A 13,532-nucleotide genomic window follows, 5' to 3' on the forward strand; every position below is an offset into this window, starting at 1 on the left:
AACCTTACAGCGGGAGTGGCACACCTGCGCCAGTGGCCCAAGTAGGCCGCCCTCCCGTATGGCGCGGGGCCGGTCACTGCGATGAGATTCCCGGTGTCCGGCCGAACCACTGTTCCCCGACACCCAGCCCACCGCGAGGACTCCGATGAGATCAGTCCTGCCCGCCCGGCCCCTGCCGTCCTGGCTCCCGCCCTCGTGGCTCCTGCCTTCCCGGCTTCCCTTCCTTCCGCTGCCGCGCGTGCGGAGGGCGGTGGACGCCGTGACCGCCGTCGTCGCCGCGGTTGCCGTCGCGGTTCTCGTTCTGGTGGGCCTGCCGCTGCCGGCCGCCCATGCCGCCGAGGCCCCGGCCCCGCCCCCGATGCGCGACGGCTTCGGCCTCACCGGGACGGGCCCGGTCACCGGCACGGCCGCCAACTTCGTCGTCACGGTCACCACACCCCAGGTCGCCGGGGAGCACCGCATCCGCATCCTGCTCCCGCGCGACTACACGGCCGAGACCGACCGCCGTTACCCGGTCCTGTACTTCCTGCACGGCGCCTCCGACAACCCCGGCAACCCGAACCTGGCCTACCCAGCCCTCGCCGCCGCCCAGTCGATGATCACCGTCATCCCCGACGGCGGCCTCCGCGGCTGGTACACCGACTGGCGCGACCAGGACACCGCCGCCGGCGCCCAGAACTGGGAGACCTTCCACATCAACCAGGTCATCCCCTACATCGACGCCAACCTCCGCACCCTCACCGGCAAGCAGAACCGCGCCGTCGCCGGCCTGTCCATGGGCGGCTTCGGCGCCCTCCACTACGCCCAGCGCCACCCCGGCCTCTTCGGCCAGGTCGCCTCCTTCTCCGGCGCCACCGACCTCTCCGCCAACCACCTCGTCATGCGCGGAGCCGTCGTCGCCACCCTCACCAACGTCGGCACCGCGTTGTGCGGTTCCAGCGGCCCCACCTGCTCCCTCGACTTCGGGCCCACGGTCTCCAGCGACGCGATCTTCGGGTCCCCGTACCCGATCCTCAACGCCGACCGGCTCTGGAACGAGGCCGACCCGTCCTCCCACATGGACCGTCTGGAGGGCATGGGCGTCGCGCTCTACACCGGTGACGGCAAGGGCAATCCCGCCGAACCGGAGTTCTGGGTCAGGTCGGCGGCGCAGCACGCCAAGGACGGGCTGGACCGGCTCGGCCACCCCTACCACTACGTCGACTACGGCAACGGCTCCGGCTGGGGCGGGGCGTGCGACGGCGGCCACAACTACGGCTGCTGGGCGCAGGACCTCGTGGACTACGTCCCGCGCCTGGAAGCGGCTTTCGCCTCCGCCGCCTGACCCGTCCGCAGCAACCGATCCCGGAATCCTTCGAAGGGTAAGACGATGTCCCTCGGGAAATGGTCAAGACGCACGAGCTGGTCAGCGCGTTCAAGATGGTCAACGCGTACGAGAACCGGCGTGCTCGGCGCGCTCGGGCTGATGGCCGCGCTGCTCACGGCGGCACCGCCCGCCGGTGCGGCCGCCGTGCCGGCGTTCGAGCTGCGTCCGCTGGTCCCGGCCGGCGCGGACTACGACCAGCGGCTCAGGGCCGAGGTCGAGTACTGGACCCTGGACAAGATGGCCGCCGCCGGCCTCAACCACGAGGTCCAGGACGCGACCCCGCCGCCGGGAGGCTGGGACGACCTCAGCAAGCCGTGGCCGCGGAAGGCCGGGCTGATCTCCCGCACCGCCGGCAAGATCTTCATGGAGACCAAGGACCTGGACAACGGCACCGTCGCCCGGTCCTCGTGCTCCGGCAACGTGGTGGCCGGCGCCAACGAAAGCACCGTGCTCACCGCTGCGCACTGCGTACGCGTCCACACCCCCTTCGGCCTGGGGTTCGGCAACACGATCGTCACCAACATGGTCTTCGTGCCGGGGTTCAACGGAGCGAACCTGCCGCGCGGCACCACCAGTACCGCACTTCCCGGAAAGGACATCGCGCCGTACGGGGTCTGGGGCGTGACACGCGAGTTCTTCACCAAGACCTGGAGTGAGAGCGCCGACTGGCTGCTCGGGCACGACATGGCCGCGATCCTGGTGGACAACCCCGACGAGCCGCGGCCGATCGCCCAGGTCACCGGCGCACAGCAGATCGCCTTCGACCAGCCGCAGAACCAGCAGCACCACGTCTTCGGCTACCCCACCATCAACGAGCGCAACTACTACCGTCCCGGCAACGTGGCCTCCGGCCTCCAGCGCACCTTCGACGGCCGTTCCCTGATGGTGGCGCAGGGCACCTCGTGGGCGGACCCGGTCTACTACAGCGACGTGATGCGCGGCGCGCTGTCGCCGGGGACCAGCGGCGGACCCCTGCTGGCCGGTTTCGACCCCGCCACCGGCGAGGGCGTCCAGGTCGGGGTCTTCTCCCGCTACGACGACCCGGGTCAGATCATCGGCATCATCGGCTGGCTGCAGGGGCCCAACCTGAGCTCCACCCACCTCGGTGCCGAGGAGCGGGCCGTCTACGACTTCGCCCAGTCCGCCGACCCGGCGGGCGGCCCGTCGTCGGCCGGCGCGCGCACGCCCTCCGCTCGCACGTCCTCCGCGCACGCATCCTCCGCGCACAAGGCCGCGCCCGCAGGCGCCGCGCCCCGCGGCACGAAGGGGTGACGGTGGGCGAGAGGAACCGCCGGGACCGCCGGAGCCCGGGTCGTGAGGACGGCGTGCACCGGAACTACGCCGACGCGATCCGCCGGCAGGCCGCCGACCGCTCCACCCGCACCCGTACGGCGCTGACATTCGTACACGACTTCGACGCCGCCGACGGCCGCACGTCCCTCACGTACGAGCAACTGGACCTCCGAGCGCGGTCGATCGCGGCCGCGCTCCTCCAGAGATGTGTTCCGGGCGATCGCGCGCTGCTGCTCCACCCCGAGGGGCCGGAGTGCGTCGTGGCCTTCCTCGGATGCCTGTACGCGGGCGTCATCGCGGTTCCCTCGCCCCTGCCCGGCCGGTTCCGGCCGCAGCAGCGGCGCGTCACCGCCATCGCCACCGATGCGGGGGCCCGCCTCGTGCTCACCAGCACCGCAAGCCTGCCGGAGGTCACCGCGTGGGCGGAGAGCCTGGATCAGGAGGGCCTGGGCGGGGAGGGTCCGGGCGGGGACGGCCTGGGCGGGGACGGCCTGGGCGGCGAACGCTGCGGCGTCCTGCTCACCGACGTCCTCGGCACCGTGCCCCCGGACACGGCCGGGGCACCGGTGGACACGGGGCGGGCTCCAGCTCTGGCCCCCACTTCGGCCCCCACTTCGGCCCCGGATCCCGTGCTCGACCACGACACCGTCGCCCTGCTGCAGTACACCTCGGGATCCACCGGCGACCCCAAGGGTGTCGTCGTCACCCACGGCAACCTCCTGCACAACGCCGACAGCATCCGGCGCGCGTTCGGCGTCGACCGCACCACGGTCTTCGGCTCGTGGATCCCGCACTACCACGACATGGGACTCCTGGGCATGGTCCTGCCCGCGCTCGCCCTCGGCGCGTCCTCCGTGATGATGGGCCCCACCGGATTCCTCAAGCGGCCCCACCGGTGGCTGCGCATGATGGACGAGTTCGGCGCCACCGTCTCCGCGGCCCCGGACTTCGCCTACGAGCTGTGCACCCGCAGGGTCACCGACGAGCAACTGGCCGGGCTCGACCTGTCCCGCTGGCGCATCGCCGGCAACGGATCCGAGCCGGTGCGGCCCGCCACCCTCACCGACTTCGCCAAGCGCTTCGCCCCGGCCGGGCTGCGGGCCGACGCCTTCAAGCCCAGCTACGGCCTGGCCGAGGCCACGGTCTTCGTCAGCACCCCCGTCGGCCGGGATCCGGTCGTGCGCCGCTTCGACGAGGCACGCCTGGCCGCCGGTGCCCTCGTCCCCGCCGCTGCCGCTGCCGCAGGGCCCGGCGCCGGGGCCGCCACCACCGAGCTCGTCTCCTGCGGCTACCCCGCCGACTTCGAGGTCACCATCGTCGACCCCGCCACCCTGCGGCCCGTGCCCGACGGGACGGTCGGTGAGATCTGGCTGCGCGGCGACAGCGTCGCCCGCGGCTACTGGAACGCCCCGGAGGCCACCGACCGGGTCTTCCGCGCGACGCTCGCGGAAGCCGTGGCAGGTGCCGGTGGACCCGCCGCTGGCGCTGGGCACCGCACGGAGGGGACGGACGGGGCGGACGGCCATCTGCGCACCGGAGACCTCGGCGCCGTACTCGACGGCGAACTCTTCGTCACCGGGCGCCTCAAGGAGATGATCATCCTGCGCGGCCGCAACCTCTACCCGCAGGACATCGAGTACGAGGTCCGCGACCGGCACGCCCCGCTGCAGGGCCTGTGCGGCGCCGCCTTCACCGTGCCCGTCGGCGGTGCCGGGAGCCCGGGCGGCCGGCGCGAGGACGAGGCCCTCGTCCTCGTGCACGAGATCCGGGGCCGTCACGGCCGCGCGGACCTCGAGCAACTGGCCGCCTCGGTCAGGAACACCGTCTTCCAGGGCTTCGGGGCGCACCTGGGCGGCCTGGTGCTCGTCCGCCGGGGTACCGTCCCGCGCACCACCAGCGGCAAGATCCAGCGGCTGCGCACCCGCGAACTGCTGTGCTCCGGGGAGCTCCAACCCGTGCACACCGCGCTCGGCCCGGCCCTGGCGCGCACCGTGCCGCTGAGCGCGGAGGACGCGACCGGTCGGGCCGACCGGGCCGACCGGGCCGGCACGGGACCGGAGGACGTGCGCCATGTCCAATGACGGCTCCATGAGTTCGCGCCACCACATGGGCTCGCGCCATCCCATGAGCTCACGCCACTCCGCGGTCCCCGGCAGCCCGGCGAACTCCGACGACCCCGCGACCACCCGTATCCCCGCGAGCTCCTGCAACCCCGCGGCCTCCCACGCCCCCTCGACCACCTACGGCCTAGGGACCACCTACGACTCCGTGATCGCCCTCGGCGCCTTCCTGGACCGGCCCTGGGCCGGCGAGGCCCCGTTCGCCCGGGCCGCGCTCTCCGCCCTCGACCACCGGGAGGAGTTCCCCGCCACGGCCTGTGCCGCCCTCGACTCCTTCGGCCTGTGCTCCTTCTACGTGGACGTCGGCCACGGCGGTCGCATGCGCGACATGGCCGAGCTGGTCCAGCTGCAGCGCATCGTGGCGCGCCGCGACCTGACCGTCGCCGTCGCCCACGGCAAGACGTTCCTTGGCGCCGCACCCGTCTGGGTCGCGGGGGCACAGGAGCAGGCGGCCCGGCTCGCACGGGCCGTCCGCAGCGGCGCCGTCGTCTCCTGGGCCCTCACCGAACGCGACCACGGCAGCGACCTGCTCGCCGGGGAGCTCACGGCCCGCCCCTGCGAGGGCGGGTGGCGGCTCGACGGCGAGAAGTGGCTCATCAACAACGCGACGCGCGGCCGATACCTGTGCGTCCTCGCCCGCACGGCGGACGCGGGCGGCCCCCGGGGCTTCAGCCTGTTCCTGGTCGACAAGACCCGGCTGGTGCCCGGCTCGTACCGCACCCTGCCGAAGGTGCGCACCCACGGCATCCGGGGCGCGGACATCAGCGGCATCGCCTTCGACGGGGCGGTCGTCCCCGGCACCGCGCTCGTCGGCGAGTCCGGCGCCGGTGTCGAGACGGTCCTCACGTCCCTCCAGCTCACCCGCACCCTGTGCACCTCCCTTTCGCTCGGCGCCCTCGACCACGGCCTGGACATCGCCGTCCGCTACGCCGGAAGCCGCGTCCTGTACGGGCGCACGCTCGCCGAGCTGCCGCGGGTCCGCCGCATCCTGGGGCGGGCCGCCGCCACCCTGGCCGTGGCGGAGTCGGTGGTGGACGTCGCGGCCCGCAGCATCCACACGCTCACGTCCGAGCTGAGCGTCGTCTCCGCCGTCACCAAGGCCCTCGTCCCCGGGCTCGTCCAGGACAGCCTGGACACGCTCGCCGAACTCCTGGGCGTGCGCGGCTTCCTGAGCGAGTCCTACGAGGACGGCGCGTTCGCCAAGCTGGAGCGGGACCACCGCATCGTGGCGGTCTTCGACGGCAGCACCGCCGTCAACCGCAGCCTGCTCGTCGATCACTTCCCCGCCCTGTCCCGGGCCTGGCGCAAAGGGACGGCCGACCGGGACGCCGTGGCCCGGACGGTGCCGGGCGCCCCCGTCCTTCCCTTCGACCCGGCGCGGCTGAGGATGCTGTCGACCCGCGGCTGCAGCCTCGTCCAGTTGCTCCCCGAGGCCGCCGGACGGCTGAGGCGCGCCGCCGGGGAGGGCCTGGTGCCGTGGGAGGCGTCCCGCGCGGCCGACGAGCTCGTCGCCTTCGCCGGCGCGCTCCACACCCGTCTCGGCGAGCAGAAGCGCGCTCCCCGCAACGTTCCGCAGGCCGCCTTCGACCTCGCCGAGCAGTACGAACTGTGCTTCGCCGGAGCGGCCCTGATCCACCTGTACCTGGCCGGTGCCGCCACGCCGCACGACGCCCTGCGGCTGTCCGCGGGGCTGGCGCTCGTCCTCAACCGCCTGGGCCATCCCCCAGGCGAGGCCCGCGCCGAGATCCGCGCGGAGGCCTTCGACCGCCTGGCCGACCGGCTGCTGTGCGAGCAGCAGCAGCCGCAGGAGGCCGACGGCGCCCGGCCGGATGTCCGCCGGCCGGAAGCCCACCAGCTGGAAGGTCTCCAGGCGGAAGGTCTCCAGGCGGCAGCCACCCGGCCGGAAGCCACGGGCACGCCACCGGGTTCCGGCGGCACTCCACCGTCCCCGCCGCGACGCGGGCCCGTACGAAGGGGCGTCTCGTGACCTCGGCTCCCGCGGCGACCGCCCCGACGGACCGGGCGCACGCGCTCGACCGGATCCTCGGCGACCCCGCCGACCCCGGCAACCCCCTCGGCTTCGCCGCCGTGCTCGCGGCCGACGAACGCGGCGAAATGCTCGCGGAGGGCGAGGAGGCCCTGAACGCGTTCGGCCTCAACGAGGAGTTCGTGCCCGCGGCGTTCGGCGGCCGTCTCACCCGCCTCGACCGGCTCGTGGACGTCATGCGCACCGTCTACCGGCGCGACCCCTGCCTGGGTCTCGGCTACGGCGCCAGTTCCTTCATCGCCGGCGTCAACGTCTGGACCGCGGGCGGCGACGACCACTGCCGGGCGGCCGCGGCCCTGCTGCGGGACGGCGGGCGCATCGCCGTCGCCTACCACGAGCTGGCCCACGGCAACGACATGGCGGGCACCGAGTTCAGCGCTCTGCCGCGCGGCGACGGGACGACGCTCCTCCTCAACGGGCGCAAGGAGGTCGTCACCAACCTCCGGCGCGCCGAAGCGGTGGTGGTCTTCGCCCGTACGTCGACGGCGCGCGGCAGCCGCAGCCACTCCCAGGTCTACGTCGACAAGTCCCGGCTGCCTGCCCGGCGCGTCACCTACCTGCCGCGCTACCGCACCACCGGCATGCGCGGCGTCCAGCTCGGCGGCGTCGAGTTCCGCGACTGCCCGGTGCCCGCGCGCGCCGTCCTCGGTGGTGAGGGACTGGGCCTGGAGACGGCCCTGCGCTCGTTCCAGGTGACACGCACCACCCTCGCGGCCATGTCCACGGCGGTCGTCGAGACGGCGCTGGACGTCACCCTGCGCCACGTCCGCAACCGCCGTCTCTACGGCAGGACCGCCGCCGACCTGCCCCACGTGCGCTCCCTCCTCGCCGGGGCCTTCGCCGACCTGCTCACCGCGGACTGTTTCGCCACCGTCACCACCCGGGCGCTGCACCTGCTGCCCGCCGAGACCGCCGTCCACGCGCAAGCAGTGAAGTACTTCGTGTCCAAAGCGCTCATGGACGCCGTGAACAGGCTCTCCTCAGTCCTCGGCGCCCATTTCTACCTCCGCGAGGGCCCCGGCGCGATCTTCCAGAAGTTGCTGCGCGACCTCCAGCCCGTCGGATTCGGGCATGCGGCGCGCGCCGCCTGCCAGGTGTCGCTCCTGCCGCAGCTCCCCCTGCTGGCCCGCCGCTCCTGGCTCCGCGACGACGTCGCCGCTCCCCCCGGGCTGTTCCGGCCCGGGACGGAGCTGCCGCCCATGGACTTCCGTGCCCTGGCCCTCACCGCCGGCGGACGGGAGGGCCTGAGCACCTCGCTGGCCAAGGGGCTCGCCGCCATGCCCGACGGCGACGGGCCCGCCCACCGCGCGCTCGCGGAGCACGGGGAGCACTTCACCGCGGAGCTCGCCGCACTCGCCGGGGAGTGCGCGGCGCTCCGGCCCGGGGAACTGTCCGTCATGGCGCGGTCGTCCAGCTACGACCTCACGACGCGCTACGTGAACGTGCTCGTCGCCGCGGCCTGCTTCGAGACCTGGCGCGAGGCGTGGCTCGGCCGTGCGGCGGGTGCCATGGACTCCGCTCTCGTGAAGAGCTGCCGCGAGGCCCCTGCCCCTGCCCCTGCCCCTGCCCCTGCAGGCTCCGGTCCCGCGGACTCCGGTACCGCGAATCTCGCGGACTCCGGTCTCGCGGATCCCGTCTGGGCCGCCGCGGCGCTGCACCGGCTGCGCGCCCCTATCGGCGCCGCGCCCCCTTCGCTGCCGCCGTACCTGGAGGACGCCCTGTGGGAACGGCTGCTGCACCGGCACGAGCGCGCGCTCGGCTACGGGCTGCTCCCGCGGACCCCGCGCACGGCCACCTGATACGGACGGCCGGCGGGGGCCGCCCCCGGCCGACCGCCGTACCGGCGCCGGCACTGGCACCGGCAGATGCACTCGGACCCATCCCCCACTGGAACCCGTGAAAGGGAGAGAACATGGCTGATCCGACGGCCGAGCACGACAGAGACGCCCTCCGGGACTGGCTCCTCGGCCTGGTCGCCGAGCACGTGCAAATGCCTCGCGAGGACATCGCGTCGCACGTCCCGCTCAGCGACTACGGCCTGGACTCCGTCTACGCCCTGTCCGTTGCCGCGGAGATCGAGGACCGCTTCAGCATCGACGTCGACCCCACCATGATGTGGGACAACCCGACGACCGACGCGCTCGTCGAGGCCGTCACCAAGGAGCTCGCCCAGGGCACGTGAGCGGGACCCCCGTTGTGTTCGGGTTGTCCGCCGCCTCCGGGACGCCCGAAACCCCCGCCCGTGACGCCACCGAATGAAGGGGCCACGTGTCCGACCACCGTCATCACCACCGTCACCGCCACCACGACCTCACCGTCCTCCACCCCGCCACCGTCGCCCAGACCGGCATCTGGGCCGCACAGCAACAGGCGCCGGACGACCCGCTCTACAACTGCGCCGTCGCCATCGCCCTCGACGGGACGCTCGACCACGACGCCCTGCGCCGCTCCGTGGCCCGGGCGGTCGCCGAGGCCGACACCCTGCGAACGCGCTTCCACGCCACAGGCGACGGCGACGGTGCCGGCGTCGGCCTCACCGTGGAACCCGCAGGTGAGACCGGGGAGGCAGAGGAGGCGACGGAGCAGGGCCCGGCAGGGAAGGGACTGCTCGGCGTCGTCGACCTCTCCGGCCGCGCGCAGCCGGAGGTCGCGGCCGAGCAGCTGATGGACGAGGACCTCCGCACCGCGACCGACCTGGCCGCCGAGGCCCCTTGCACGCACGTCCTGTTCGTCCTCGGCCCCCGGCGCAGCCTCCTCTACTTCCGGTACCACCACATCGCCCTGGACGGCTTCGGCCAGTACCTCCACTGCCGGCGCCTCGCCGAGCTGTACACCGCCTACGAGAGCGGACGCGACCCGGCGCCGTCCGCCGCCGCCCCACTGGTCGGGCTGCTCGACGAGACAGCCGCCTACCTCTCCTCGCCGGAGCGCGCCGCGGACGCCGCGTTCTGGCGGAACGAGTTCGCAGCACCGCCCCAGGGCACCCCGCTGACCGGGCGCGCCGCGTCCTCCGGCCGCACCGTGGGCCGCACCGCACTGCTCTCTCCCGAACAGCTCAGCACGCTGCTCGGCACGGTCGGTGCGGGCGTCGGCCGCTGGTCCGCGACGATCGTCGCGGCCACCGCGGCGTACACGCACCGCCTCACGGGCCATCCCGAGGTCATCACCAGTCTGCCCATGGCGGCGCGGCACTCGCGGGCCGCCCTCGCCACGCCCGCGATGCTGGCCAACGTGCTGCCGCTCCGGCTGCCCGTCGGCCCCGCGACGACCTTCGCCCGGCTCGTGGAGGATGCCGGGACGAAGATCCGGAGCATCATCCGGCATCAGCGCTACCCGACCGCGTACCTCCGCGCCGACCTCGGCCTGCCCGACGGCTCGGCCGCCCTCGTCGGCCCCGAGGTCAATGTCATGGCCTTCGGGCGGGAGTTCCGCTTCGGTTCCTGCACGACCACTCCCCGGCAACTGCCCGCCGGTCTCATCCCCGACCTGGCCCTCAAGGTCTACCGCACCCCGGCCGGCCGGGACGGGCCCACGGGCGCCGGCCCGCAGGCGGACAGCATGAAAATCGAATTCCTCGGCAACGCCACGCTCTACACCAAGGACGACATGGCCACCCACCAGGAGCGGTTCCTCGCTTTCCTGGAGAGCGCGGCCACTCGGCCGGACCGCCCTCTCTCCCGCCTTCCGCTGCCGGGGGGCGGCCGGTAACGGCGGAAGGGACGCCGTCGCCCGAACGAGTAGTCGGCGGAGGGATGGGAGCGGTCGGTGAGCACGTGATCAGAACCAGGCAGGTGGTCAGAACCAGTGCAGGCAGTGCGGGGAGCGCTCGGTGCGGAAGAGGGTGTCGGCGAGGGTGGCGGCGCCCGGGTGGTGGGCGCGGATGTGTCCGGCACGCACGAGTGTGCTCGGGGTGGTGCCGCCGAGGTAGACCGAGCCCAGGTCGCTCACGTCCAGGGACAGGTCGGGCTCCCGGTCCGTCGGGACGCACTCGGCCTTGCCGTCCCGGACGGTGAGCAGGTAGCGGCCGTGCTCGCCGAGGAAGGGGTCGTCGACGTCGAGGACGAGCTCGCCGTCCGTGAACCAGCCGCGTGCGGTCAGCGCACGGGGGACGTCGAGGAGCCGTACCCAGAGCCAGTCGGTGTCGCCGCTCACCTCGCCCGCGCGGAAGTCCGCGAACTGCCAGCGCAGCGGGTGCTCGGGCGGGCCAGGGCCGTGAAGACGGCGTCGTCGGTGGCGATGGTCTCATCGACCGTCAGCGTCTGGGTCTCGCCGATCGAGTAGCTGGCGTATCCGTCCGGGACGCCGTCGGCGTCGCGGTGGACGGCGACGTAGCGCGGCGCCGGTGAGATCGGGGGCTGCCCCGCGCGCAAGGCCCACCAGCGGTGCGGCCGGGACAGCGCCCCGGGCTGGGCGCGGCGGTACCGGTCGTAGACCTCTTCCAGGATCTCTGCGCACTCGGCACGACGCACTACCTCGACCGAACCGGCGTCCGGGCCGGTCGCCGGGGCGTCGGCCACTTCGCGCGCCCGGGGAACGGCGAGGGTCGCCTTGTGGCGCGGGACCGTCAGCTGCGCCGTGTAGGTCGCCGGTCCGTAGCCGAACCTGCCGTAGATCGGGGCCTCGGAGGCCAGCAGCACGGAGAGGAACTCCCCGCGGGCCCGCAGCTCGGCGAGCTGATGCCGCATCATCGCGCTGAGCACGCCCTGACGCCGGTGCGAGGGCAGGACGCCGACGGCGGTCACCCCGGCAGCCGGGACGAAGGTCCCACCGGGCAGGGTCAGCTCGAAGGAGTGCGCGGCGGCGGTGCCGACGGGCCGCCCGTCCGCCGCCAGAGCAAGCAGGCAACGGTCCACCTCGAGCGCCGACCACCACAGCCCGCCTCCCTCGACCGGGGTTTCCGGGAAACGCCCGAACGTGGCATGGACTGTGTCGACGAAGACGTCGAAGTCCTCATCGGTCGTGGAACGAATCTCCATTGCCGCCGCTGCCTCCTCGAAATACCGGCACCACGAGTCGTGGTGCCCGACCACAGTCCATCCTTGCCTCGTAGCGAGAGCAAATGAATTACGGCCGGGCCCGCAGCCGGCCCCAGCACAGCCTTCGTCCCAGCCGTCGAAGCGGTCGCGGCGTTGGAGAGCACAGGCAACTGTCCGGACCCTGCAAGCCTCGGCAACCCGGCCGTGACTGCCTGGCTACATGCTGATGGGCGCGCAGGGGCGGCTGGGGAGGAACTCCGGTGCCGTTTCGCTCGCACCGCGCGGCAGGAGGGGCGAATGGAGGTGCACGTGCGTCAGCCGATCCGTACCACCGTGGTGGGTGGCAGTATTGCCGGCTCGTGCAGCCCGTCGTCGACCTGGAACTGCCCCGGATACGACGGGGGCCGGTCCTGTTGGCAGGGGGTGCCTCCACCCTGGTGCGCCCGCACGCGGCTGCCGGCGCGACCAAGGCCCTTCAGGACGCACTGTGCCTGGAGGAGGAGATGAGCCGGGCCCAGACGCTCGCCGAGGCGATGAGCTCCTACGAAGCCCGGAGGCGCGAGCGGGGAAACCCGCTGGTGAAGCTGGGTCGGCGGATGGGGCGCGACCAGGTGGAGGACGCCCCGTGTGGAGCGGGATGACCCCGCAGCGCATGGTCGCCTGGGCACAGGACACGCTTGCCGGCCGGTCTCACTACTTGTACGGGAATGCCCCTGGCTCCAGCCCGGGCAGAGGGGCCGCCCGTTGAAGCTGGAGCACTCGATGGGCGTCTCGTCAACTGGGACGAGCAGCGCATTCGTTCAGCAGACAGCGTCGTCCACCCGTACTCACTGCTTCCTGAAGTGCTCGATCAGACGCGAGTAGCTGTCGTTGGCATGGCCGGCTTCCACGGCCTTGTTCACGAGGCCGAGGGTGTAGCCGGGGAATTCGACGTCGATGTTCCGGTCCCCGCTCTCGCGGATCAGGTCCTCGAGCGAGGGCCGGTGGTGCTGGAGCGCTCCGTACGGCGTCGCGTACTCACCACGGTCGACCTCTTCGGCGATCATCGGGAAGGACGCCAGGAGTGCGGCAACGGACGGGCCGGCGTCGTCGAGGAACCGCTTCACCTCGATGCCCTCGCTGGACAGCAGGGCGGACGCGTGCAGGAACCCGTTGAGCGCGCCCCACATAGTGCCGTGCACGGCCATCCCGTACAGGGCCGGCACGCCAGGGTCGGCCGAGATCAGCGTTCCCCGGCCACCGATGAGCTGGAGCGTTGGATGAAAGTGGTTGAACACGGCGTCGGAACCGCCGTAGAAAACCACCGTCTCCGCTCCCCCGATGCCCGGAGCGATCGTCATGATCTGCCCATGGAGATACTGCGCGCCCTGGCCCCTGACCCACTCGGCCACGTCCCTGGCCTCTGCGGACGTCCCATCCGTGAGGTTGAGCACGGAGCGGCCGGAAAGCGCGTCGCCCGACGATTCCAGAACCGCGCGAGCTGTCGCGTTGCCCTTCACACTGACGACCACAAGAGGACTGGTGGCAACGGCGTCGCGGACAGTCGCGGACCGCTCAGCTCCCCTGGCGACCAGGGGGTCGGCCCGCTCCGGCGTACGGTTCCACACTGTGGTCGGGTGCCCGCCATCGAGGAAGGCGCCGGCGAGTGCGAAGCCCATCTCACCCAAACCGATCACGGTCACGGCCGACTGGGCATCGGTTCGTTCTGAGGCAGTGTTCAACAAGGTCAC

At 72.8% G+C, this 13,532-nt stretch carries 9 protein-coding genes and 1 pseudogene; 8 read left to right on the forward strand and 2 right to left on the reverse strand.

Annotated elements, in window-relative coordinates; translation table 11 throughout:
• Positions 1-145: 145 nt before the first annotated feature.
• The 7 genes from ACFPP6_RS08480 (at position 146) to ACFPP6_RS08510 (ending at position 10,534) form a co-directional block, all read left to right on the forward strand.
• Positions 146-1,324 carry an alpha/beta hydrolase gene (locus ACFPP6_RS08480; RefSeq protein ID WP_382038726.1) on the forward strand — a complete coding sequence of 393 codons (1,179 nt, stop codon included), beginning with the start codon at positions 146-148 and terminating at the stop codon, positions 1,322-1,324.
• A gap of 120 nt (positions 1,325-1,444) precedes the next feature.
• Positions 1,445-2,638 carry a trypsin-like serine peptidase gene (locus tag ACFPP6_RS08485; protein ID WP_382038727.1) on the forward strand — a complete coding sequence of 398 codons (1,194 nt, stop codon included), beginning with the start codon at positions 1,445-1,447 and terminating at the stop codon, positions 2,636-2,638.
• A gap of 2 nt (positions 2,639-2,640) precedes the next feature.
• On the forward strand, positions 2,641-4,740 hold the full coding sequence (locus ACFPP6_RS08490; protein ID WP_382038729.1) for a fatty acyl-AMP ligase: 2,100 nt from the start codon (positions 2,641-2,643) through the stop codon (positions 4,738-4,740).
• Complete coding sequence (locus tag ACFPP6_RS08495) at positions 4,730-6,766, forward strand: acyl-CoA dehydrogenase family protein (RefSeq protein WP_382038731.1); 2,037 nt, start codon at positions 4,730-4,732, stop codon at positions 6,764-6,766. The genes ACFPP6_RS08490 and ACFPP6_RS08495 overlap by 11 nt, the downstream gene beginning before the upstream one ends.
• On the forward strand, positions 6,763-8,625 hold the full coding sequence (locus tag ACFPP6_RS08500; protein WP_382038733.1) for an acyl-CoA dehydrogenase: 1,863 nt from the start codon (positions 6,763-6,765) through the stop codon (positions 8,623-8,625). Before ACFPP6_RS08495 ends, ACFPP6_RS08500 begins: the two co-directional genes overlap by 4 nt.
• Before the next feature lie 113 nt (positions 8,626-8,738).
• Positions 8,739-9,008 carry an acyl carrier protein gene (locus tag ACFPP6_RS08505; protein ID WP_382038734.1) on the forward strand — a complete coding sequence of 90 codons (270 nt, stop codon included), beginning with the start codon at positions 8,739-8,741 and terminating at the stop codon, positions 9,006-9,008.
• Positions 9,009-9,094: 86 nt separating this feature from the next.
• On the forward strand, positions 9,095-10,534 hold the full coding sequence (locus ACFPP6_RS08510; protein WP_382038736.1) for a condensation domain-containing protein: 1,440 nt from the start codon (positions 9,095-9,097) through the stop codon (positions 10,532-10,534).
• An 87-nt stretch (positions 10,535-10,621) separates the two neighbouring features.
• On the opposite strand, the pseudogene ACFPP6_RS08515 reads toward ACFPP6_RS08510, so the two are convergent.
• Positions 10,622-11,802, reverse strand: a pseudogene (locus ACFPP6_RS08515) (GNAT family N-acetyltransferase).
• Between the two features lie 359 nt (positions 11,803-12,161).
• Here ACFPP6_RS08515 and ACFPP6_RS08520 point away from each other — a divergent pair.
• Positions 12,162-12,443 (forward strand): Rossmann-fold NAD(P)-binding domain-containing protein, encoded by a 282-nt coding sequence (locus tag ACFPP6_RS08520; protein WP_382038738.1) that lies wholly within the window; start codon positions 12,162-12,164, stop codon positions 12,441-12,443.
• Between the two features lie 186 nt (positions 12,444-12,629).
• Here the strand turns inward: ACFPP6_RS08520 and ACFPP6_RS08525 are convergent, their stop codons facing one another.
• A complete protein-coding gene (locus ACFPP6_RS08525; RefSeq protein WP_382038739.1) occupies positions 12,630-13,532 on the reverse strand; it encodes an NAD(P)-dependent oxidoreductase in 903 nt (300 codons plus the stop codon).

The sequence above is a fragment of the Streptomyces aureoversilis genome, from assembly GCF_042657885.1.
Lineage (GTDB): Bacteria > Actinomycetota > Actinomycetes > Streptomycetales > Streptomycetaceae > Streptomyces > Streptomyces aureoversilis.